The sequence below is a fragment of the Kitasatospora sp. NPDC005748 genome (genome assembly GCF_040630735.1).
In the GTDB taxonomy this organism is placed as follows: domain Bacteria; phylum Actinomycetota; class Actinomycetes; order Streptomycetales; family Streptomycetaceae; genus Kitasatospora.
Window position 1 is genome coordinate 20708 of the sequence record NZ_JBEXYD010000061.1, and the last position, 24231, is coordinate 44938.

General features: G+C 76.7%; 4 protein-coding genes. All 4 read right to left on the reverse strand.

Going from position 1 to position 24231, the window contains the following annotated elements; genetic code table 11:
• Nucleotides 1–23: 23 nt before the first annotated feature.
• Nucleotides 24–1262: a cytochrome P450 gene (locus ABZ495_RS30325; RefSeq protein WP_359810886.1), complete on the reverse strand. Its 1239-nt coding sequence runs from the start codon at nt 1260–1262 to the stop codon at nt 24–26.
• Nucleotides 1259–10216: a type I polyketide synthase gene (locus ABZ495_RS30330; RefSeq protein WP_359839087.1), complete on the reverse strand. Its 8958-nt coding sequence runs from the start codon at nt 10214–10216 to the stop codon at nt 1259–1261. Before ABZ495_RS30330 ends, ABZ495_RS30325 begins: the two co-directional genes overlap by 4 nt.
• Before the next feature lie 182 nt (nt 10217–10398).
• Nucleotides 10399–21114 (reverse strand): SDR family NAD(P)-dependent oxidoreductase, encoded by a 10716-nt coding sequence (locus tag ABZ495_RS30335; RefSeq protein ID WP_359839089.1) that lies wholly within the window; start codon nt 21112–21114, stop codon nt 10399–10401.
• A 36-nt stretch (nt 21115–21150) separates the two neighbouring features.
• On the reverse strand, nt 21151–24231 hold a 3081-nt coding region (locus ABZ495_RS30340; protein WP_359839091.1), incomplete at its 5' end, for a type I polyketide synthase.

Below are 24231 nucleotides of genomic sequence, written 5' to 3' on the forward strand. Positions count from 1 at the left end.
CGGGTGGGCCGGGTGGGTGCCGGTCAGGACAGCAGGACGGGCAGGCTCTCCAGCCCGCGGAACTGGAGGCTGTGCCGCCAGACCAGCCGGTCGGCCGGCACCGCGAGCTCCCAGCGGGGGAAGCGGCTCAGCAGGCGGCCGAACAGCACCTCGCCCTCCAGCCGGGCCAGCGGGGCGCCGATGCAGTGGTGGATGCCGTGGCCGAAGGACAGGTGCTGGTTCCTGGTGCGGCCCACGTCCAGCCGGTGGGGGTCCGCGAAGACCGCCGGGTCCCGGTTGGCGGCGCAGAGCGAGACGAAGACGATCTCGTCCGCGGGGATGGTCACCTCGCCCACCTGGACCGGCTTGGTGGTCCAGCGGATGGTGGCGAGGTTCAACGGGCTCTCGTAGCGCAGGAATTCCTCGACCGCACCGGCCAACAGGGTGGGGTCGGCCCGGAGCCGGCCCAGCTGGTCGGGGTGCTGGATCAGCGCCAGCACACCACTGCTGATCATGTTCGCGGTCGTCTCGTAGCCGGCGTTCATCAGCAGGAACAGGCTGGAGATCAGCTCGCCGCCGTCCAGCCGGTTGCCGTCGTCCTCGGCGTCGATGAGCGCGCTCACCAGGTCGTCGGCGGGCTCCTCGCGCTTGGCCTCGACCACCGCCGCCAGGTGGCCGTACGCCAGCCCGACCGCCTCCCGCTTCTCGGCGGCGGTGGACCGGACGCTGGTGAGCACGCCGTTCCAGCGGCGCAGATCGGCGAAGTCGGACACCGGCACGCCCAGCAGGGCGCCGATCACGTAGATCGGGAAGGCCAGGGCGATCTGCTCGACCAGGTCGAACTCCGCGCCCGGCACGATGTCGTCGACCAGGTCGTCGGCCAACTCCTCGATCCACGGCCGCATCTGCTCGACCCGGCGCATGGTGAAGGCCTTGGAGACGATCCGCCGCAGCCGGGTGTGGTCCGGGGGGTCGCTGAAGAGCATGCTGCGCGGGTTGCTGCCCGCCGAACCGTCGGGGTGCAGGGCGTGCCGCTCGATGATCCGGGGCAGGCCGAGCGCGTCCTTGGACAGCGACTGGTCGGCCAGCAGCGCCCGGACGTCCTCGTGCCGGGTCACCACCCAGGCATTGACCTCCGACGCGAGCGTCTTCACCACGTGTCGGCCGACCGGCGCCTCGGTGCGCAGGACGTCGTAGGAGGGGTAGGGGTTCTGCATGAACGTCGGACCGAACACGGTGTCGGCCTCCGGGGCCGGTGCGGGCGGGGTGGATTCGGTGGTCATCGCGGTGCTTCTTCCTCCGGTACCGATCCGGACAGCCACGACTCGACAGCACGGCCGGTCGAGGGTCCGAAATCTCCGATGATGGTCAGGTGATCTGCCGGCACGTCGACCGTCGTGTGCCGGGTGGGCCAGGACGCCGCGGGGACCGGTCGGTCGGCCGCGGTGCCGGGGAGGGACTCGGTCGCCCGGACGAGCAGGATCGGGCTCGTCACCGGCGCCGGCCGCCAGTCGCGGAACAGGTCGAAGTGACGGCCCATCGCGCTCAGTCCGGCGTCCGTGGTCGCCTCCACCAGCTCGGCGCGGTCCGCCAGGGCGGTGAACAGCGTCGACTCCAGGGCGGTGAGACCGGGGCTGCCCGGCAGGTGACTGTCGAGCAGGACCACGGCGGCCGGGGCCGCTCCCTCCTGCGCCAGCGCTCCGGCCACGGCGTGCGCGACCCAGCCGCCCGACGAGTAGCCCACCAGGACGACGGGCCGGTCGCCGTGCTCCGCGCGGACGGCGGCCGCCTGGCTGCCGACGAACTCCGCCAGGGTGCGGGGCAGTTCCTCACCGGCCGCGTACCCGGACGGCGCGAGCACGGTCAGGCCCCGGCGGCCCCGGAACGCGGTCGCGAACCGGGCGTACTGGTAGGCGTGCGCGGGTGCCACCAGCGAGGGGAAGCAGACCAGGGGCGGTCCGGCCGGTCCCTCGGCGAAGCGGGCGCTCCGTGGTGCGGGCGGCCCCGACGCCGGGGCGTCCGGTCCGTCCGGGCGGTCCGGGCCGTCCGGTTCGTCGCGCAGGTGGGCGGCGGCGGCGAGCAGGCGCAGCCCCTGGCCGGCCCGGCCGGCCAGGCTGGCCTGCCGGAACAGCGCCACCAGCGGGGTCTCGGGTCCGTTCGGGGCCGGAGCCTGAGCCTGAGTCGGAGTCGGAGTCGGAGCATGAGTCGGAGTCGGAGCCTGAGCGGGAGCCTGAGTGGGAGTCGGAGTCGGGTCCACCGGGGGCGCGTCGACGATCCGCTCGGTCAGCAGGGCGGCCAGCGCCGCGCCCGTCGGGCACTCGACGATCGCCGACGGGGCCAGCCGGACCCCGGTCGCCTCGTGCAGCCGGGTGCGCAGCTCCGCCGCGCCCAGGGAGTTGAGTCCGAGCTCGGTGAAGGTGTCGGCCGGCCCGGCGGGCGCGTCCGGATCGCCGAGCACGGCGGCGACCTGATCCAGCACCACCTCGGTCAGCAGCGCGGTCCGGGACGCGGGCGGCGCTTCGCGGAGCCGTCGGCGCAGCGTCTCGCTCCCGGACTCGGCCTCGTCCGGCTTCGACCCCGGCGGCACATACGTGTGCGGACTCGTGTGCGGGCTGCCGGCCGGCTCCTGTCCGGCGAAGGCCTCCCGGCCGGTGCCGTTCCCGGCCCCGGCCCGGCCGGTCATGGCGGTGGAGCGGGTCGCGGACAGCCAGTGGCCGCGGCCCTGGAACGGGTAGACCGGCAGGTCCACCCGGCGGCCGCCGCCCGGGGCGGTCAGGTCCACCGGCAGTCCCCGTACGTGGAGGCGGGCGAACGCGGCCGTCAGCGCGGCGCGGTCCGGGCGGTCGGCCCGCAGCAGCGGGACGGCCGCGGCGGCCCCGGGATCGGTGAGGCAGTCCTGGACCATCGCGGTGAGCACGGCGTCCGGCCCGAGTTCGACGAAGGTGCGCACCCCGCGCCCTTCCAGCGTCCGGACGCCGTCGGCGAACCGGACCGGCTCCCGCACGTGCCGCACCCAGTAGTCGGCGCCGGCCACCTCGGCCGGACCGACCACCGCACCGGTCAGGTGGGAGACCAGCGGGATCACCGGCGGGTGGTAGGCGATCCGCTCGGCCTCGGCGCGGAACGCGGCCAGCATGCCCGCCATGTGCGGGGAGTGGAAGGCGTGGCTGACCCGCAGCCGCTTGGTCCGCCGGCCCCTGGCGGCCAGCACGGCGGCGACCTCCCGGACGGCGTCCTCGTCGCCGGAGAGCACGGTGGCGGCGGGGCCGTTGACCGCGGCCACCGCGAGCCGGTCGGCACGCTCGGCGACGAGCTCCGCCACCTCGTCCGGCCCGGCCTCGACGGCCGTCATCGCGCCGCCGGGCGGCAGCTCCTCCATCAGCCGCGCCCGGGCCGCGACCAGTGCGGTGGCGTCCGCGAGGTCGAACACACCGGCCACATGGGCGGCGGCGAGCTCCCCGATCGAGTGCCCGGCCACCACGTCCGGCACCAGGCCCCGGCTCTCCACGAGCCGGAAGAGGGCGACCTCCAGCGCGAACAGCGCCGCCTGGGCGTGCCCGGTCCGGTCCAGCAGGGCGGCCCCGGTGGAGCCGGGGCCGGCTTGCAGCACGCCCCGGACGGAGTGGCCGAGCCGCTCTTCGAGCCCGTCGCAGGCCTCGTCGAACGCCGCCCGGAAGACCGGGAACGCCTCGTACAACTCCCTTCCCATTCCCGGGCGCTGGCTGCCCTGCCCGGTGAAGAGGAAGGCCACCGCGCCGTCCGCGGCCACCCGGCCGGTGATTACCCCGGGCACCTGGCGGTCCGCCGCGAGTGCGGCGAGGCCGGCGTCGAAGCCGGCCCGGTCCTCGGCGAGGACGACCGCCCGGTGGGTCAGCGCGGCCCGGCCGGTGGCGAGGGACCAGCCGAGGTCGGCGAGCGTCTGGTCGGGGTGGGTGCCGAGGTGGGCGCGGAGCGAGCGGGCCTGGGCGCGCAGCGCGTCCGCGCCCCGGGCGGACACCGGCAGCGCGAGGACGCCGGCGGCCGCGGGGGCGGTCCCGGTGGCGGCGACGGCGCCGGTCGCGAGGTCCGCCGCGGGGGCGGGGGCCGGCCCGGGCTCCGGCTCGGGGGCCTCTTCGATGATCGCGTGCGCGTTGGTGCCGCTGACACCGAAGGAGGACACGCCGGCGCGGCGCGGCCGGCCGGTCCGCGGCCACGCCACCGGCTCGGTCACCAGTGACACCGCGCCGGACGACCAGTCCACGTGCGGGGACGGCGCGTCCACGTGCAGCGTCCGGGGCAGCACCCCGTGCCGCATCGCCAGCACCATCTTGATCAGCCCGGCGAGGCCGGCGGCGGCCTGGGTGTGCCCGATGTTCGACTTCACCGAGCCCAGGTACAGCGGCCGGTCGGCCGGTCGGTCCTGCCCGTAGGCGGCCAGCAGGGCCAGCGCCTCGATCGGGTCGCCCAGCCGGGTGCCGGTGCCGTGCGCCTCCACCGCGTCGACCTCGGCCGGCGTCAGACCGGCGTCGGCCAGCGCCTCGCCGATCACCCGCTGCTGGGCGGGCCCGTTCGGCGCGGTCAGCCCGTTGCTGGCGCCGTCCTGGTTCACCGCGCTGCCGCGCAGCACCGCGAGCACCGGGTGCCCGTTGCGGCGCGCGTCGGAGAGCCGCTCCAGCACCAGGACGCCCGCGCCCTCACCCCACCCGGTGCCGTCGGCCCCCGCGGCGAACGCCTTGCAGCGGCCGTCCTCGGCGAGTCCGCGCTGGCGGCTGAAGTCGACGAACACTCCGGGGCCGGACATCACCGTCGCCCCGCCGACGAGCGCCAGCGAGCACTCGCCCTGGCGCAGCGACCGGGCGGCGAGGTGCAGCGCCACCAGCGAGGACGAGCACGCGGTGTCCACGGTGAGCGCCGGACCGCGCAGGCCCAGGGTGTAGGCGAGCCGGCCGGAGAGCACGCTGGCCGCGTTGCCGGTGCCCAGGTAGCCGTCCAGGCCGTCCGGGATCTCCCGGACGAACGACAGGTAGTCCTGCCCGTTGGTGCCGATGAACACCCCGGTGCGGCTCTCCCGCAGACCGAGCGGGTCCAGGCCCGCGCGTTCCACCGCCCGCCAGGCGATCTCCAGCAGCAGCCGCTGCTGCGGGTCCATCGCCGCCGCCTCGCGCTCGCCGATCCCGAAGAACGCCGCGTCGAAGCGGTCGGGCCGGTCCAGGAAGGCGCCGTGGCGGGTGTAGCTGGTGCCGGACCGCTCCGGGTCCGGGTCGTACAGGGTGGCGAGGTCCCACCCGCGGTCGCTCGGGAACTCGGACACCGCGTCGCGCCCGGTGCGCAGCAGCTCCCAGAAGTCCTCCGGCCCGGCGACCCCGCCGGGGAACCGGCAGTCCATCGAGACGATCGCGACGAGGTCCTCCGCGGGATCGGCGCCGGCCGCGGACCGGCCGGCCCGCTGTTCGGTGTCGTCCCGCAGCCGGGTGCGCAGATGGGCGGCGAGCGCCTGCGGGTTCGGGTGGTCGAACGCGAGGGTCGGGGGCAGGGTGACGCCGAGGGCGGTGCCCAGCGCGTTGCGCAGTTCGACCGCGGTGAGCGAGTCCAGGCCGAGTTCCCGGAACGGCTTGTCGGCGACGACCGCCGTGGCGTCCCGGTGGCCCAGCACCCGGGCCGTGGTGGCCGCCACCAAGTCGCGCAGGGCCCGGTCGAGTTGGGCGGGCGGCAGGGCGGCGAGCCCGGTCGTGGCGCTGCCCGCGCCGGCCGTCGCGCCGCTCGGGGCGGGCTCCGGCCGGGCTTCGGGCAGGTCGGCGAGCATCGGCGGCAGCGGCGCTCCCCCGGCGGCCAGCCGCGCCCAGCGGACGTCGGCGACCATGGTGGTGGCGGCGCCGGCGTCCACCGCCGTGCGCAGCGCCGCGAGGGCGGGCCCGGCCGCCATCGGCTCGACCGCGAGCCGGGCCAGCTTCTGCCGGGCGCCGTCGCCCGCCGCCATCCCGGCGCCGGCCCACGGCCCCCACGCGATCGAGGTGGCCGGCAGGCCGTCCCGTACCCGGCGCTCGGCCAGCGCGTCGAGGAACGCGTTGGCCGCCGCGTAGTTGCCCTGGCCGGCGCTGCCCAGCGTGCCGGCCACGGAGGAGAAGAGGACGAACGCCGACAGCTCGGTACCGAGGGTCAGTTCGTGCAGGTTCAGCGCGGCGGCGGCCTTCGCCCGGGCCACTTCGGCGAGCCGCCCGGGCGTCAGCGCGGTCAGCACGCCGTCGTCGAGCACCCCGGCGGCGTGCACCACGGCCGTGACCGGGGCCGGGAGCCCGGCCAGCAGGGCGGCGAGCGCGGCGCGGTCCGCCACGTCGCACGCCTCGATGCTCACCTCGGCGCCCAGCGCGGCCAGTTCGGCGGCCAGCTCCTCGGCGCCCGGTGCGTCGGCGCCCCGGCGGCCGGTGAGCACCAGGTGCCCGGCGCCCTCCCGGGCGAGCCAGCGGGCCACTTCGGCGCCCAGCGCGCCCGTGCCGCCGGTCACCAGGACGGTGCCAGACGGCCGCCAGCGCGGCGGCGTCGGGCCGGGCCGGGCGCGCACCAGCCGGCGGGCGAACACCGCGTCGCCGCGGATCGCGGCCTGGTCCTCGCCCGTCGCCCCGGTGAGGAGGCCGGCGAGCCGGGCGCCGGTCCGCCCGTCCGGCGCGGCCGGGAGGTCCACCAGACCGCCCCAGGTCAGCGGCTGTTCCAGCCGGGCGACCTGGCCGAGCCCCCAGAGCGGGGCCTGGGCGTAGCCGCCGAGGCCGTCCTGCGGGGTCGCCGGGACGGCGTCCCTGGTCGCCGTCCAGAGCGGGACGTCGAGGCCGAGGTCGGTGACGGCCTGCTGGACCGCGAGGGCGCCGGCGAGGCCGCGGGTGATCTCGGGGTGGTCCGGCTCGGGCCGCTCGTCGACGCCCGCCAGGCAGAGCACGCCGCGCAGGGCGGGGGCGTCGGCGGGGGCGGCGTCGGCGGCGGCGCGGGCCGGGGTGTCGGCGAGGGCGGCGCGGATCCGGTCGGCGAGTTCCGCGCGAGCGGCCACCGGCACGATCACCGACTCGACGCGCCCGCGCAGGCTCGCGACCACCGCCGCCGCCCACCGCCGGTCGCCCTCCCCCTCCGGGACGACGACCAGCCAGCGGCCGGGCGCGCCGGCGGGGTCGGTCAGGTCGGTCAGGGCAGCCAGGCCGGCCAGGTCGGCCTTGGGCAGCCGCTGCCAGCGTGTGCGGTACTGCCAGTCGGCCGCCTGCTCGCCGGCCTGCCGCGAGCGGTGCCAGGACGACAGCGCGGGCAGCGCCCGGCTCAGTGGCACGTCGCCCGTCAACTCCAGGGCGGCGGTGAGCCCTTCGAGGTCGCCCTGGTCCACCAGCCGCCAGAACTCCGGGTCGGTCCGCCCGGACGGGGCGGCCGGGTCGGCGCCCTCCTCGTGGGACAGCCAGTACCGGTCGGACCGGAACGTGTACGTCGGCAGGTCCACCCGCCGGGGGCTGCCGTCGGCCCCGGCCGAGACCACCCCGGCCCAGTCGACCGGGACGCCGGCCGTGAACAGGGCCGCGGCGGCGGTCAGCGCGGCGCCGCGCTCCGGGCGGTCCCGGCGCAGCATCGGGACGGCCAGCGGGGCGCCCGGCAGCTCGCCCACCGGGCCGGCCTCGGCGGGCCGCCCCGCCGAGGCGGACTCCGCGACCAGCGCCGACAGCACCCCGTCCGGGCCGGCCTCCAGGCAGGTGTCGAACCCGTCCGCGAGCAGGGTGGCCGTCACGTCCGCGAAGCGCACCGGCGCGCAGACCTGGTCCACCCAGTAGGCCGCCGAGCCCCAGGACGCCCCGTCACTCCACCGGCCGGTCACCGCGGCGACCCCGGGCAGCTCGGGCGAGCGGGTGGTCACCCCCGCCAGCACCTCGCCGAACGCGTCGAGCATCGGCCGCATCAGCGGCGAGTGGAAGGCATGGCTCACCGTGAGCGCCTTGACCCGGCAGCCCGCCGCGCGGGCCACCCGGCCGACCCCCTCGACCGCGTCCGCCCGGCCGGAGACCACCACCGACGTCGGGCCGTTGACCGCGGCGACCGCCAGCTGCCCCGGGGTCCGGGCCTCCTGCTCGGCCACCCAGCCGAGCACCCGGTCCGGCTCGGCCTGCACCGCGAGCATCGCGCCACCGGTCGGCAGCGCCTGCATCAGCCGGCCGCGGGCCGCCACCACCGCGCAGGCGTCGGGGAGCGACCAGACGCCCGCGACGTACGCGGCCGTCAGCTCGCCGATCGAGTGGCCGGCCACGGCCGCCGGCCGGATGCCCCACGACCGCGCGAGCCGGACCAGCGCGACCTGGAGGGCGAACAGCGCGGGCTGGGCCAGATCGGTCCGGTCCAGCGACCGGCCGTCGGCGGCGACCCCGGTGGCCATCGCCTCCCGCAGCGGGACGCCCAGCAGCGGGTCGAACGCGGCGCACACCTCGTCGAGCGCCGCCGCGAACACCGGGAACGCCTCGGCCGCCCCGGTGCCCATCCCGGCCCGCTGGGCGCCCTGGCCGGTGAACAGGAACGCCACGCCGCGGCCCGTCCCGGCCGCGCCCTCGGCCCGCACGACGGCGGGGTGGGCCGTGCCGGCCGCGACGGCCCGCAGGCCGTCGAGCAACTCCTGCGGGCTGTCGCCCAGCACCACGGCCCGGTCCTCCAGCGCCGGGCGGGTGGTGGCCAGCGACCACGCGACGTCGACCGGTCCGGGCGCGGATCCGGGGGCGGACCCGGCGGTCAGGAAGTCGGCGAGCCGGGCCGCCTGGGTGCGCAGCGCCTCGGGACCGCGCCCGGACACCACCCACGGCAGCGTGCCGCGCGCCACCGCCCCGTCGGCCGGCTCCTCGGTCGGTTCCCCGGTCGGCTCCTCGACCGCCGGGGCCTGCTCCAGCACCAGGTGCGCGTTGGTGCCGCTGATCCCGAACGCCGACACCGCCGCCCGGCGCGGCCGCCCGGTCTCCGGCCACGCCACCGGCTCGGCCAGCAGCGACACCGCGCCGGAGGCCCAGTCCACGTGCGGGGACGGCGCGTCCACGTGCAGCGTCCGGGGCAGCACCCCGTGCCGCATCGCCATGACCGCCTTGATCACCCCGGCGACCCCGGCGGCGGCCTGGGTGTGCCCGATGTTCGACTTCACCGAGCCCAGGTACAGCGGCGGGCCGTCCGGGCGGTCCCGGCCGTAGGTGTCCAGCAGGGCCTCCGCCTCGATCGGGTCGCCGAGCCGGGTGCCGGTGCCGTGCGCCTCCACCACGTCCACGTCCTGCGTGGTCAGCCGCGCGTCGGCCAGGGCCCGGCGGATCACCCGGCGCTGGGACGGCCCGTTCGGCGCGGTCAGCCCGTTGCTGGCGCCGTCCTGGTTCACCGCGCTGCCGCGCAGCACCGCGAGCACCCGGTGGCCGTTGCGCCGTGCCTCGGACAGCCGCTCCAGCAGCACCAGGCCGACGCCCTCGGACCAGCCCGTCCCGTCGGCGGCCGCCGCGAACGACTTGCAGCGGCCGTCGGCGGACAGCCCGCGCTGGCGGGAGAACTCCATGAACAGCGTCGGCGTCGACATCACCGTCACGCCGCCCGCCATGGCCAGCGAGCACTCACCGGTCCGCAGGGCCCGGGCGGCCAGGTGGATCGCCACCAGCGACGAGGAGCACGCCGTGTCGACGGTGACCGCCGGGCCCACCAGCCCCATCGCGTAGGAGATCCGGCCGGAGACGACGCTGTCGGCGCTGCCGCTGATCAGGTAACCCGCCACCTCCTCGGGCACCGTGCTCTGCCGCAGCGCGTAGTTCTGGTACATCGCCCCGACGAACACCCCGGTGTCGCTGCCGCGCAGGGTCAGCGGGTCGATCCCGGCGCCCTCCGCGACGGTCCACGCGGTCTCCAGCAGCTGCCGCTGCTGGGGGTCCATGGCGAGCGCCTCGCGCGGCGAGATGTCGAAGAACCCGGCGTCGAACTCCGGTGCGCCGTAGAGGAATCCGCCCGCCCGCGCATAGGTGGTGCCCGGGTGGTCCGGGTCCGGGTGGTAGAGGTCGGCCGGCCAGCCCCGGTCGGTCGGGAACTCCGACATCGCGTCGCGCCCGTCCTCCACCAGCCGCCAGAGGTCCTCCGGCGACCGGACCCCGCCGGGGTAGCGGCAGGCCATGCCGACGATCGCGATCGGCTCGTGCTCGCGGTCCTCCAGCTCGCGCACCCGCTGGCGCGACCGCTTGAGGTCGGCGGTCACCCGTCGCAGATACTCGACGACCTTGTCCTGCTCCGACACCTGTCGTTCCCTTCCGTGCTGCGTCGTGTGCGGGTCGTTCCCCGGGCCGGCGACCGGCCCGGCGCCCGGGACGGTCACTGGTCCGGTCACCGCTTCGGCCGTTGGTCCGATCACCGGAGCGGTCACCGGTCCCGTCACCGGTCCCGTCACTGGTCCGGTCACCGGTCCCGTCACTGGTCCGGTCACTGGGGGTCGAGTTCGGCGTCGATGATGTCGAAGAGCTCGTCCACCGAGACGCTGGCGATCCGCTCCGAATCCGCCGCCTCCTCGGGGCGGGCCATGGCGTCCCGCCACCGGGCGAGCAGCGTCTCCAGCCTGGTCGCGACCGCCCGGCCGTCCAGGTCCGTCACCGAGGTGGCGGCCAGCGCCGCCTCCAGCCGGTCCAGCTCCTCGCCGACGCTCGCCACCGGGTGGTCCTCCCGCGTACCGGGCAGCACCAGGCGCTCGGCCAGGTGGGCGGCGATCGCCGCGGCCGTCGGGTGGTCGAAGACCAGCGCCGTGGGCAGCCGCAGCCCGGTCAGCAGGCCGAGCCGGTTGCGCAGTTCGACCGCGGTCAGCGAGTCGAACCCCAGCTCCGAGAGGACCCGGTCCGGCTGGACGCGCTGGGTGCCGTCGTGGCCGAGCACGGTCGCGATCGCCTCCCGCACGGCGTCCAGCAGGATCCGGTCGCGCTCCGCCCCGCCGACCGCGGCGAGCCGGTCCAGCAGCGCCCCGGAGCGGCCGGCCGAGGCCTGCCGACGGCCGGACGGGCCCCGGACCAGACCGTGCAGCACCGACGGCAGGGCCGACCCCTGCGCACGCAGCGCGCCCACGTCCCAGCGGACCGCCGCCAGCAGCGGCTCACCGGTGCCGACGGCCTCGTCGAACAGCGCCATGCCGTCCCGCGCGGTCAGCGGCACCAGCCCGCCCCGGGCCAGCCGGCGCAGGTCCAGCTCCGAGAGGTGCCCGGTCATCGCGCTGGCGTCGGCCCACAGGCCCCACGCCAGCGAGGTCGCGGGCAGGCCGAGCCCGGCCCGGTGGGCGGCGAGCGCGTCCAGGAAGGCGTTGGCCGCCGCGTAGTTGGCCTGGCCGACGCCGCCCAGCACACCGCTGGCCGAGGAGTAGAGCACGAAGGCCGAGAGGTCCAGCCCGCGGGTCAGCTCGTGCAGGTGCCAGGCCGCGTCCACCTTCGGGCGCAGCACCCCGGCCGCCTGCTCGGCGGTCATCGACGTGATCAGGCTGTCGTCCAGCACACCCGCCGTGTGGACGACGGCCGTGAGCGGGTGCGCCGCCGGGATCGCGGCCAGCAGCCCGGCCAGCGCGTCACGGTCGGCGGCGTCGCAGGCCGTGAGGGCGACCTCCGCCCCCAGCCCGGTCAGCTCGGCCCGCAGCTCCTCGGCGCCCTCGGCCCGCGGACCGCTCCGGCTGATCAGCAGCAGTCGGCGGGCCCCGTGGGCCGTCACCAGATGACGGGCCACCAGGCGGCCCAGCACGCCGGTGGCGCCGGTGACCAGCACCGTGCCCGCCGGGTCCAGGGCCGGGAACGCCCGGTCCGGGGCCTGTTCGGCCGGGACCGCCCGGACCACCGGGGCCAGCCGGGGCACCAGCGGCGCGCCGTCCCGGACGGCCACCTCCGTCTCCGCCCCGAGCGGGACCGCGGCCAGTGCGGCCGCGTCCGCCGCCCGGTCCAGGTCCGCGTCCAGCAGCCCGAACCGGCCCGGGTGCTCCGACCGCGCGGAGCGGACCAGCCCCCAGACGGCGGCAGCCACCGGATCGCCGCCGTCGGTCGCCCCGGCGCAGACGAACACCAGCCGGGACTCGGCGAACCGCTCGTCGGCCAGCCACTCCTGGACGAGCGCCAGCGCCTCCCGGACCGCCGTGTGGGTGGCGGCCGGTACGTCCCCGGCGGGCGCCGCCACCCGGACCAGCACCACCGGCGGCACTGCCGTGCCGGTGTCGACCTCGGCGGCCAGCGCACCGAGGCCGGCGAACGCGCGGATGCCCTCCGGGCCGCCGGGCCGGTCGCCGAGGACCGCCCAGTCGGCACGGTCCACCGGCGCCGCGGTGGCGGCCGGCTGCCACTCCAGCCGGAACAGGGCGTCCGGCTCGCCGCGCCGCCCGGCGGACGGCGCCGGCGCGAGCCGCACCGAACCGGCCGAGGCGACCACCACGCCGTCGTGGTCCGTCAGGACCACGGAGACGGTGTCCGCGTCCGTGTCCTGGTCCGACTCCGTCGCCCCCGTCGCCTCCGCGCGGCCGATCACGGCCCGGACGGCGGTGGCCCCGGCGGCGTGCACCTGCACCTCCGTCCAGGACACCGGCACCAGCGGCCCCGACGCGTCCCGGGCGGCGGTCCACGCCCGGACCGCCGCGTCGAACAGCGCCGGGTGCAGGACGAACGCCCCCGGTTCGGCCAGTTCGACCTCGGCCCACACCCGGGCCCCCTCCTGCCAGACCCGCCGCGGCCCCGGGAACGCCGGTCCGTACGCGATGCCCTGGTCGGCGATCCGCTCCGCCACCGTGTCGGCGGCGAGCTCCGTGCCCGGCCGCCAGACCACCGGACCGGCCGGCTCCCGCTCGGCACCGACGGCGGCCGTCAGATGGACGGTCCACTCCTCGCCGTCGCCCGCCTCGGGGCACGACCGCACGACGACCGACCGCAGGCCGGCGCCGTCCGCCGCCCCGACGACCACCTGGACCCGGATCGCGCCCTGCTCCGGCAGGGCGAGCGGCACCGTCGCCGTCGCCTCCGCCACCCGGGGCGCGCCTGCCCGGTCACCGGCGGCGATCACCAGGTCGAGCAGCAGCGAACCGGGGAGCACGACCACCCCGTCGATCGCGTGGTCGGCCAGCCAGGGGTGGGTGGCGAGGGAGATCCGCCCGGTCAGCAGCGCTCCGCCGTCCGGGAGTTCGGCCGAGGCGGCGAGCAGCGGGTGCCCGGTGTCGGACAGCCCCGCCGAGGACACATCGCCCCCGGCCGCCGGCTCCAGCCAGTAGCGGTCGCGCTGGAACGCGTACGTCGGCAGCTCGACCAGACGCGGGGCATGCCCCGCGAACAGGGTGGGCCAGTCGACGTCGGCACCGTGGACGAAGGCGTGCGCGAGAGCGGTCACCGCCTGGCGGGCCTCCGGCCGGTCCCCGCGCAGCGCGGGCGCGGCAGCCTCGACAAGGGCGGAGAGCACACCGTCCGGGCCGAGTTCGACCCAGGCGCCCACACCCGCCGCCTCGACCGCGTCCGCGAAGCGGACCGTGCGGGACACGTGCTCCACCCAGTAGGCCGGGTCGCACCACTCACCGTCGACGGGCAGGCCGGTGACGGTCGAGACCGCCGCAATACGCGGCGAGTGGAAGGCCAGACCCGACACCACCGCACGGAAGTCCTCCAGCATCGGGGCCATCAGCGGGGAGTGGAACGCGTGGCTGACATCGAGCCGCTTGGTGCGGCGGCCCGGCAGCGCCTCGACAACCGCACGAACCGCGCCCTCCGCCCCCGAAACCACCACCGACGTCCGCGAGTTGACCGCCGCGACACCCACCTCCGCGAGCCCGGCGAGCAGCGGGAGAACCTCCTCCTCGGCCGCCTCCACCGCGACCATCGCCCCACCGGCGGGCAGCGCGTCCATCAACCTCGCCCGCGCCGACACCAACGCACCCGCGTCCACCAGATCCAGAACCCCGGCCACATGCGCCGCCGCGATCTCACCCACCGAATGCCCCACCAGCACACGCGGAGCCACACCCCAGGAGGCCAGCAGCCGGAACAGCGCCACCTCCAGCGCGAACAGCGCCGGCTGCGCCAACCCGGTGCGACCCAGCCCCTCACCCGAGGCGACGACCTCCGCCACCGGCGCGTCGAGCACCGCACACACCTCATCGAACGCCTCCCGGAACACCGGGAACACCTCGTACAACTCCCGCCCCATCCCCACCCGCTGACCACCCTGGCCCGCGAACAGGAACCCCACACCGGTCCGCACCGCACCCGGCGAGGACAACACCGGCTCGGCCGCGACGAGTTCGGAGCCGTCGGCGCCCAGCAGCACCGCCCGGTGCTCGAACACCGCCCGCGACGTCGCCAACGAGAAGCCCACGTCCACCGGATCGACGTCACCCGAGGAGGCCAGCTCCGCCACCCGGGCCAGCTGCCCGCCCAGCGCCTCCGCCGAGCGCGCCGACACCACCCACGGCACCACCGGCATCGCCGCCCGGTCACCGCCCACCGCGACCGCCGCCGGATCCCCCTCCTCGAGGATCACATGCGCGTTCGTACCACTGATCCCGAACGAGGAGACACCGGCGCGACGCGGCCGGTCACCCGGGAACCACTCCCGGGCCTCGCCCAGCAACTCCACCGCCCCGGCCGACCAGTCGACGTAGGGGCTGGGCTCGTCCAGGTGGAGCGTCCGGGGCAGGACGCCGTGCTGCATCGCCAGCGCCATCTTGATCACGCCGGCCATCCCCGCCGCGTGCTGGGTGTGGCCGATGTTCGACTTCACCGACCCGAGGTAGAGCGGCCGGTCCGCGTCGCGGTCGCGCCCGTACGTCGCCAGCAGGGCCTGCGCCTCGATCGGGTCACCCAGCCGGGTGCCCGTCCCGTGCGCCTCCACCGCGTCCACGTCCGCCGCCGACAACCCCGCACTCGCCAACGCCTGCCGGATCACCCGCTCCTGCGAGGGACCGTTCGGCGCCGTCAGCCCGTTCGACGCACCGTCCTGGTTCACCGCACTGCCGCGCAGCACCGCCCAGACCCGGTGGCCGAGCCGCCGGGCGTCCGAGCGCCGCTCCAGCAGCAGCACGCCGGCGCCCTCGGACCAGCCCGCGCCGTCGGCGGCCGCCGAGAACGACTTGCAGCGGCCGTCCGGCGCGCCGACCCGCTGCCGTGAGAACTCCACGAACAGGGTCGGGGTGGACATCACGATCACACCGCTCGCCAGCGCCATCGAGCACTCGCCGTTGCGCAGCGCCTGCGCCGCCAGGTGGATGGCCACCAGCGAGGAGGAGCAGGCGGTGTCGACGGTCAGCGTCGGACCGGTGAAGCCGAAGGTGTAGGCGATCCGGCCGGAGGCGATCGCGCCCGCGCTGCCGGTCAGCAGGTAGCCCTCGAACTCGGGGGCCTTGGCGAGGATCCCCGCGTGGTCCTGGCCGCTGATGCCGGCGAAGACGCCGGTCTGGCTGCCGCGCAGCGACTGCGGGTCGATGCCCGCGTGCTCGAAGACCTCCCAGGTGGTCTCCAGCAGCAGGCGCTGCTGCGGGTCCATGCTGAGGGCCTCCCGCGGGGAGATCCCGAAGAACCCGGCGTCGAACCGGTCCACGTCGTCCAGGAAGCCGCCCTCGACCGTGTAGGTCTTGCCGGGCGCGTCCGGGTCGGCGTCGTACAGGTCCTCGATGCTCCAGCCGCGTTCGGCGGGGAACGGCCGGATGGCGTCCACGCCGTCGGTGACCAGCTGCCACAGGTCCTCCGGCGAGTCGACCCCGCCGGGGTAGCGGCAGGCCATGCCGACGATGACGATCGGATCGTCGTCGTCGGGCGAGGCCGCGGACGGGACCGGGAGGGTCTCCGGGCCGGCCGCCGCCGCGCCGCCGAGTTCGGCGTCGAGGTGGGCGGTGAGCGCGGCCACGCTCGGGTAGTCGAAGACGAGGGTGGCGGAGGGCTTCAGGCCGGTCGCGTTCCTGAGCCGGTTGCGCAGTTCGACGGCGGTCAGCGAGTCGAAGCCCAGCTCGGTGAACGGCCGGTCCGCCTCGATGGCCGACCCGTCGCGGTGCCCGAGCACCTCGGCGACCTGGGTGCGGACGAGATCGGCCAGGGCCCGGGTGCGGTCGGCGGGAGCGAGCCCGGCCAGCCGGCCGGCCAGGGCGGAGGCGCTCTCGCCCGTTCCGGCGGTGCCGCGGCGCGCGGTGGGCCGGACCAGTCCGCTGAGCAGGGGCGGGAGTTGGCTGCCGAGGCCGCGCAGGGCGGCCAGGTCGAGCCGGGTGGGCAGCGCCCAGCCGCGGCGCTCCCGCAGCACCGTGTCGAACAGGGCGAGGCCGTCCGCGTCGCCGAGCGGGCGCATACCGGCCCGGGCGATCCGCTCGCGGTCGGTGCCGGTCAGTTCGCCGGTCATCGCGCCGCCGGACTCCCAGAGCCCCCACGCGAGCGTCGTCGCCGGCAGGCCGAGTCGGCCCCGGTGGGCGGCCAGGGCGTCGAGGAAGGCGTTGGCCGCCGCGTAGTTGGCCTGGCCCGCGCCGCCGAAGGTGGCGGCGGCCGAGGAGTAGAGGACGAAGGCGGTGAGATCGAGCTCCCGGGTGAGCTCGTGCAGGTGCCAGGCCGCGTCGGCCTTCGGGCGCAGCACGGCGGCGAACCGCTCCGGCGTGAGCGAGGTGACGAGCCCGTCGTCGAGGACGCCGGCGGTGTGCACGACCGCGCGCAGCGGCCGGTCGGCGGGGACGGCGGCGAGCAGGGCGGCGAGCGCGGCCCGGTCGCCGACGTCGCAGGCCGCCACGGTGGCCTCGGCGCCGAGCGCGGCCAGCTCGTCCCGCAGGGCGGCGGCGCCGGGCGCGGCCGGGCCGGAGCGGCTGACCAGCAGGAGGTGCCGCACCCCGTGCTCGCGGACCAGGTGGTGGGCGAGCCGGGTGCCGAGGGCACCGGTGGCGCCGGTGACCAGCACGGTGCCGTCGGGGTCGAACGGGCCGGCCCCGGCGGTGTCGGTAACGGAGTCGGTGCCGGTGCCGGTAGCGGAGTCGGTAGCGGAGTCGGCGGCGTTGTCGGCGGCGGGCAGGCGGGCCAGGCGGGGCACCAGGACGGCGCCGTCGCGGAGCAGGACCTCCGGCTCGTCGACGGCCAGGGCCGCCGCCCAGGCGTCGGAGGGCGCCTGGGCCGTTTCGCCGCCCGGCGCGGAGCCGTCGGCCGAGTCGACGAGCAGGAAGCGCCCGGGGTGCTCGGTGGCGGCGGCCCGCACCAGGCCGCGGACGCTCGCGGACGCCAGGTCGGTGCCGTCGACGGCCCCCCGGGTGACCACGGCGAGCCGGGTAGCGGCCAGCCGCTCGTCGGACAGCCAGTCGGTGAGCAGGGCGGCCGTCCCGGTGACGGCGGTGTGGGTGTCCGCGAGCGGGTCGCCGGTACCCGGCGCGAGGCCGGTCAGGACCAGCTCGGGCACGGGTGCGCCGTCGTCCAGTGCCCGGCGCAGCGCGGCCAGGTCCGGGTGCCCGGGGGCGGTGGGGAAGGCCCCGGCCAGGTCCGCGCCGGCCAGCAGGACCGGCCGCTCGGGCGCCGGCCGGGTGGCGGTGGCCGGACGCCAGTCGATCCGGAACAGCGCGTCGTGGTCGCGGGTCGCGCCGCGCAGCGCCGCCGGGTCGACCTCGCGCCAGGTCAGCGTGGCGACGGTGGCGACGGGCGCGCCGTCGGCGTCGGCGAGGGCCAGCGCGACGGAGTCGGGCCCCGTCGGGGTGAGCCGGACCCTGAGCCGGGTGGCGCCGGAGGCGTGCACCTCGACGCCGCTCCACGCGAACGGCAGGCCGCCGTGCCGGCCGTCGTCGACGACACCGCGCAGCAGCGGGTGCAGGGCGGCGTCGAACAGGGCGGGGTGGAGCACGAACCGGCCCGCCTCGGCGGTCTGTTCCGGGCTGAGCGCGGTCTCGGCGAACAGCTCGCCGTCGCGCCGCCACACCCGGCGCAGGCCCTGGAACTGCGGTCCGTAGCCGTGGCCGAGCCCGGCCAGCCGGGCGTAGACGCCGTCGAGGTCCACCTCGACCGCGCCGGGCGGCGGCCAGGCGCCCACCTCGGCGGGTGCCCCGGCGCCGGGGGCGACCACCCCGGTGGCGTGGCCGGTCCAGACCGGCTCCGCCCCGTCGGCCGGTTCGGGCCGCGAGTGCACGGACGCCTCGCGCTGGCCGTACTCGTCGGCCGGGCCGATGACGACCTGGATCTGGACGGCGCCCTGGGCGGGCAGCAGCAGCGGTGCGGTCAGCGTGAGGTCCTCGATCCGGCCGCAGCCGACCCGGTCGCCGGCCGTGGTGACGAGCTCGACCAGCCCGGTACCGGGCAGCAGCACGGTGTCCAGCACCGCGTGGTCGGCGAGCCACGGGTGGCTGCTCAGCGAGAGCCGGCCGGTCAGGACGACGCCGCCGCCCGCCAGTTCGACCGAGGCGCCGAGCAGCGGGTGGCCCGCGAGCCCGAGGCCGGCGGCCGTGACGTCGCCCACCGAGCCGTCGGAGCGGAGCCAGTAGTCGGTGTGCTGGAACGCGTAGGTGGGCAGCTCGACCGGTCGGCGCGGGCCGCCGAGCAGGGCCGTCCAGTCGACCGGCACGCCCCGCACGTGGAGTGCGGCCGCGTTGGTCAGCAGCTGGTGCAGGCCGCCGTGGTGGCGGCGCAGCGAGCCGACCACGACGGCGTGCTCGGCGCCGCGCTCCTCGGCCGTCTCCCCGATGCCCATGGTGAGCACCGGGTGCGGGCTGAGCTCCACGAAGGCGTGGTGCCCGGAGTCCAGCAGGGCTGCCGTGCCGTCGGCGAAGCGCACCGTGCGGCGCAGGTTCTCGTACCAGTAGTGGGCGTCCATCTCCGCGGTGTCCAGCCACTCGCCGGTCACCGTGGACCAGAGCGGAGTGTCGGCGGAACGCGGTGCGAGGTCGCCGAGTTCGGCCAGCAGCCGGTCCCGGATGCCCTCGACGTGCGCGGAGTGCGAGGCGTAGTCCACCGGGATGCGGCGGGCCCGGACGTCCTCGGCGGTCAGTACGGCGAGCAGGTCGTCGAGTTCGGCGGCGGAGCCGGAGACGACCACCGTCCGGGGGCCGTTGACGGCCGCCACCGAGAGCGCCCCGCCGTACCCGGCGATCCGCTCCTCGACCTCGGCGAGGGGCAGCGGGACGGACGCCATGCCGCCGAGGCCGGCCAGTTCGGTCAGCGCGCGGCTGCGCAGCACCACCACGCGGGCCGCGTCGCGCAGGGACAGCGCGCCGGCGACGCAGGCGGCCGCGATCTCGCCCTGCGAGTGCCCGATCACCGCGGCCGGGGCCACCCCGATCGCCCGCCAGGCCGCCGCCAGCGACACCATGACCGCGAACAGGGCGGGCTGGACCACGTCGACGCGCGCCAGGGCGGACTCGTCCTCGGTCTCGGCCAGCAGGTCGAGCACGGACCAGCCGGTCAGCTCGCCGATCACCTCGTCGCACTCGGCCATCGCGGCGGCGAACGCCGGTGAACCGTCGAGCAGTTCGGCGGCCATGCCGAGCCACTGCGAGCCCTGGCCGGGGAAGACGAAGACGGTGCCGCCGGGCGCGCCGGCGGTACCCACGACCGCTCCGGCGGAGTCCTCGGCCACCGCGGTGAGCCCGGCCACCAGCTCCGCGTGGTCGGCCCCGAGCACGACCGCCCGGTGCTCGAACGCGGCGCGCGTGGCGAGCAGCGACCGGCCCGCGTCGGCGAGGTCGGGCGCGGGCCAGGCGGCCAGCCGGGCCGCCTGTGCCCGCAGGGCGGCGGCGCTGCGGGCGGAGAGGACCCAGGGCAGCACGGCCGGCATCCGGTCCGGCCCGGCGGCCGGCTCCTCGGCCGCCACCGGCGCGTCCTCGGGTGCCTCCTCCAGCACGACGTGCGCGTTGGTGCCGCTGATGCCGAACGAGGACACGGCGCCCCGCCGGAGCCGGTCCCCCGGCGCCCAGGCCTGCTCGCGGTCGAGCAGCCGGACGGCCCCGGTCTCCCACTCGATGTGCGGGGAGGGGGCGTCCACGTGCAGGGTGCGGGGCAGGACGCCGTTGCGCAGGGCCATGACCAGCTTGATGATGCCGGCGACGCCGGCGGCGGCCTGGGTGTGCCCGATGTTGGACTTCACCGACCCGAGGTAGAGCGGCCGGTCCCCGGCGCGCTCGCGCCCGTAGGTGGCCAGCAGGGCCTCCGCCTCGATCGGGTCACCGAGCCGGGTACCGGTGCCGTGCGCCTCGACGACGTCGACATCGGCCGGGGTCAGCCCGGCGTTCGCCAGCGCCTGCCGGATCACCCGCTGCTGGGCGGGGCCGTTCGGCGCGGTGAGACCGTTGGACGCGCCGTCCTGGTTCACGGCCGAGCCGCGTACCACCGCGAGCACCTGGTGCCCGTTGCGCCGGGCGTCCGACAGCCGCTCGACCAGCAGCAGGCCGACGCCCTCGGACCAGCCGACGCCGTCCGCGGCGGCCGAGAAGGACTTGCAGCGGCCGTCGGAGGAGAGCCCGCGCTGGCGGGAGAACTCGACGAAGACCGCCGGGGAGGACATCACGGTGACGCCGCCGGCCAGGGCCATCGAGCACTCGCCCGCCCGCAGCGCCCGGATCGCCAGGTGCAGCGCCACCAGCGACGACGAGCAGGCGGTGTCCACCGTGATCGCGGGGCCGGTCAGACCCAGGTTGTAGGCGATCCGCCCGGAGGCGATGCTCGCCGCGCTGCCGTGCCCGAGATAACCCTCGAAGCCCTCCGGCGCGGTCAGGAAGCGGGCCCCGTAGTCCGCGTACATCACCCCGGTGAAGACCCCGAGCGGCTGGTCCCGGACGGAGGTCGGGTCGATCCCGGCCCGTTCGAGCGTCTCCCAGGCGGTCTCCAGCAGCAGCCGCTGCTGGGCGTCGACGCCCATCGCCTCCCGCGGGCTCATCCCGAAGAACTCGGCGTCGAACTCCCCGGCACCGTGCAGGAATCCGCCGTCCGTGCTGTACGTCTTGCCGGTGCGGTCCGGGTCCGGGTCGAACAGGTCGGTCGGCCAGCCCCGGTTGGTGGGGAACGGGGTGATCGCGTCACCGCCGTCGGCCAGCAGCCGCCAGAGGTCCTCCGGCGAGGCCACCCCACCGGGGAACCGGCACCCCATCCCGACGATCGCGATGGGCTCCTGGTCCCGCTCCTCGAACTCCCGCAGCTGATGCCGGGCCTGGTAGAGGTCCGCGGAGACCTGCTTCAGGTAGTTCAGCAACTTCTCGTCGTTCGCCATCTCTTCCGCCCCGATCGGTGTCGCGTACAGACGTGCTCAGCTGAGGGAGATCCCGAGTTCCCTGGTGACAAAGTCGTAGACCTCGTCGGCGGAGGCGTCGGCCAGCCTTTCGGTGACCTGGGCCGCCTCGGTGTCGGCCGTCCAATGGGAGAGCAGCGCGCGCAGCCGCTCCACCGCCTGCTCCCGGGTGGCCGGGTCGAGCCCGGTCGTGCCCGTGGTGGCCTCCAGCGCCTCCAGCCGGTCCAGCACCGGGTGGCCGGCCTCCGGCACCCGCGCCCGCAGTTCGGTGCGCAGATAGCCCACCAGCGCGGTCGGCGTCGGGTAGTCGAAGGCCAGCGTGGCCGGCAGGCGCCGCCCCGCCAGGGCGGTCAGCCGGTTGCGCAGGTCCACCGCGGTCAGCGAGTCGAAACCCAGCTCCGCGAAGGTCCGGTCGCGGTCGATCCCGTCGGCCCCGGCGTGGCCGAGGACGACCGCGATCTCGCGGCACACCACCTCGTCGATCAGCCCGTCCCGGTCCTCCGGCGCGGTGCGCGCCAGCCGGTCCACCAGGGTCTCCTCGGGCGCCCCGGCCGCCGCGCCGGCCCGCCGGGGCCGGCCGACCAGGCCGCGCAGCACCGCGGGCATCGCCTCGCCCTGGGCCCGCAGGGCCTTGGCGTCCAGCCGCATCGGCAGCAGCCACGGCCGCCCCGCCGCGAGCGCCGCGTCGAACAGGTCGAGGCCGGTGGCGTCGTCCAGCGCGATGATCCCGGCCCGGGCGAGCCGGCGCAGGTCCGCCGCGCCAAGACGGCCGGTGATGCCGCTCTCCCGTGCCCACAGGCCCCAGGACAGGGCCACCGCCGGGAGGCCCCGGGCCCGGCGGTGCAGCGCCAGGGCGTCCAGATAACCGTTGGCGGCAGCGTAGTTGCCCTGTCCGGGCGCCCCGAAGGTGGCGGCGACCGAGGAGAACACGACGAACGCCGACAGGTCCAGGCCGAGGGTCAGCTCGTGCAGGTGCCAGGCGGTGTCCGCCTTGGGCGCGAGCACGTCGGCGACCCGGCGGCGGGTCAGCGAGTCGATGACGCCGTCGTCGGCCACCCCGGCCAGGTGCAGGACGGCGGTCAGCGGGTGCTCGGCGGGGACGGCGGCCAGCAGCGCGGCCAGCGCCGCCCGGTCGGTCACGTCACAGGCCGCCACCTCGACCTCGGCGCCCGACTCCTCCAGCTCCCGGACGAGTTCGGCGACGCCCGGTCCGTCCGGGCCCCGGCGGCCGGCCAGCAGCAGCCGGCGGACGCCGTGGGCGCGCACCAGGTGGCGGGCGAACATCCCGCCCAGCACACCGGTACCACCGGTGATCAGCGTCGTCCCCGTGGCCGGGAACGCCACCGGGGCGTCACCCCCGGCCGACGGCCGGGCCACCCTGGGGACCAGTACGGTGCCTGCCCGCAGGGCCAGTTGCGGCTCGCCGGAGGCCACCGCGCCCGGCAGCAGCGGCCAGGCCGCGTCCAGGTCGTCGACGTCGACCAGCACCAGCCGGTCGGGGTGCTCGGTCTGCGCCGACTTCAGCAGGCCCCAGGCCGCGGCTCCGGCCAGGTCGACGGCAGTGGCGTCGGTGGCGCCGGTGGTGACGACCACCAGCCGGGCCCCGGTCAGCCGCGTGTCCGCCAACCAGGCCTGGACCAGCTCCAGCGCGTCACCCACCGTGGTGGCCGGGTCGGCCGGGTCACCGGCGGCCAGCCGGGCCAGCACGACCGGCGGCAGCGGCGCCCCCGCGTCGAGCGCGGCACCGAGCGCGGCCACATCGGCGTAGTGGAGCGGGAGTTCGTCGCTCGGCGCGCCGAGCACCGCCCACGTCGCGGTGGACTCCGCCGGGCCTGCCGCCGACACCGGCTCGACCGGCTGCCACACCACCTCGAACAGCGCGTCGTGACCGGCGGACCGAACGGCATCCGCGGTCACCTCCCGCCACGCCAGGGAGTCGATCCTGGCGACCGTCCGACCGCCGTCGTCCGCCATGTGCAACGACACCGTGTCCGGACCGACCGGCACGATCCGCACCCGCAGCCGCGACGTCCCCGGCGCGAACACGCTCACCCCGCTCCAGGCGAACGGCAGCCCGGCCGCCCGCTCGTCGTCCACCACCCCCGGCAGCAACGGGTGCACCACCGCGTCCAGCAGGGCCGGGTGGAGGACGTAGTCGCCGGTCGCGCCAGGCGCGCCCGAGGGCAGCTCGATCTCCGCGACGACCTCGTCACCCGCCTTCCAGAGCCGTCGCAGGCCCTGGAACACCGGGCCATAGGCATAGCCCCGATCGGCCAACTCCTCGTACAGGCCGGTCAGATCGCGCTCGACGGCATCGCCGGCCGGCTGGTCGGCCCCCGCGCCGGGCTCCGCCTCGGCCGCACCCACCGAACCCGTCACGTGCTGGGTCCACTCGGGATCGGCGTCGTCGGCGGCCGGCCGCGAGTACACCGCCACGGCCCGGCTGCCCGAACCGTCCGGAGCCTCCACCACGACCTGGAGCTGGACGGCCCCCGAGCGCGGCAGCACCAGCGGAGCGGACAGCACCAGCTCCTCCAGCCTCGGGCACCCGACGCGCCGCCCGGCCGCCAGCACCAGCTCGACGAAGGCCGAGCCCGGCAGCAGGACCGAACCCAGGACCGCGTGGCCGGCCAGCCAGGGGTGCGTGGCGAGGGAGATCCGCCCGGTCAGCACCGTCCCGCCGTCCGGGAGTTCGACGACCGCGGCGAGCAGCGGATGGGCCGCGTCGGTGAGTCCGGCGGAGGCGACGTCACCCGCGACGGGCTCCAGCCAGTAGCGCTCGCGCTCGAAGGCGTAGGTCGGCAGCTCGACCAGACGCGGGTCATGACCCGCGAACAGCACCGGCCAGTCGACGTCCGCACCGTGGACGAAGGCGTGCGCGAGGGCCGTCACCGCCTGGCGGCCCTCCGGCCGGTCCCCGCGCAGCGCGGGCGCGCCGGCGTCGACGAGGGCGGAGAGCACACCGTCCGGGCCGAGTTCGACCCAGGCGCCCCCACCCGCCGCCTCGACCGCGTCCGCGAAGCGGACCGTGCGGGACACATGGTCCACCCAGTAGGCCGGGTCGCACCACTCGTTCTCGACCGGCAGGCCGGTGACGGT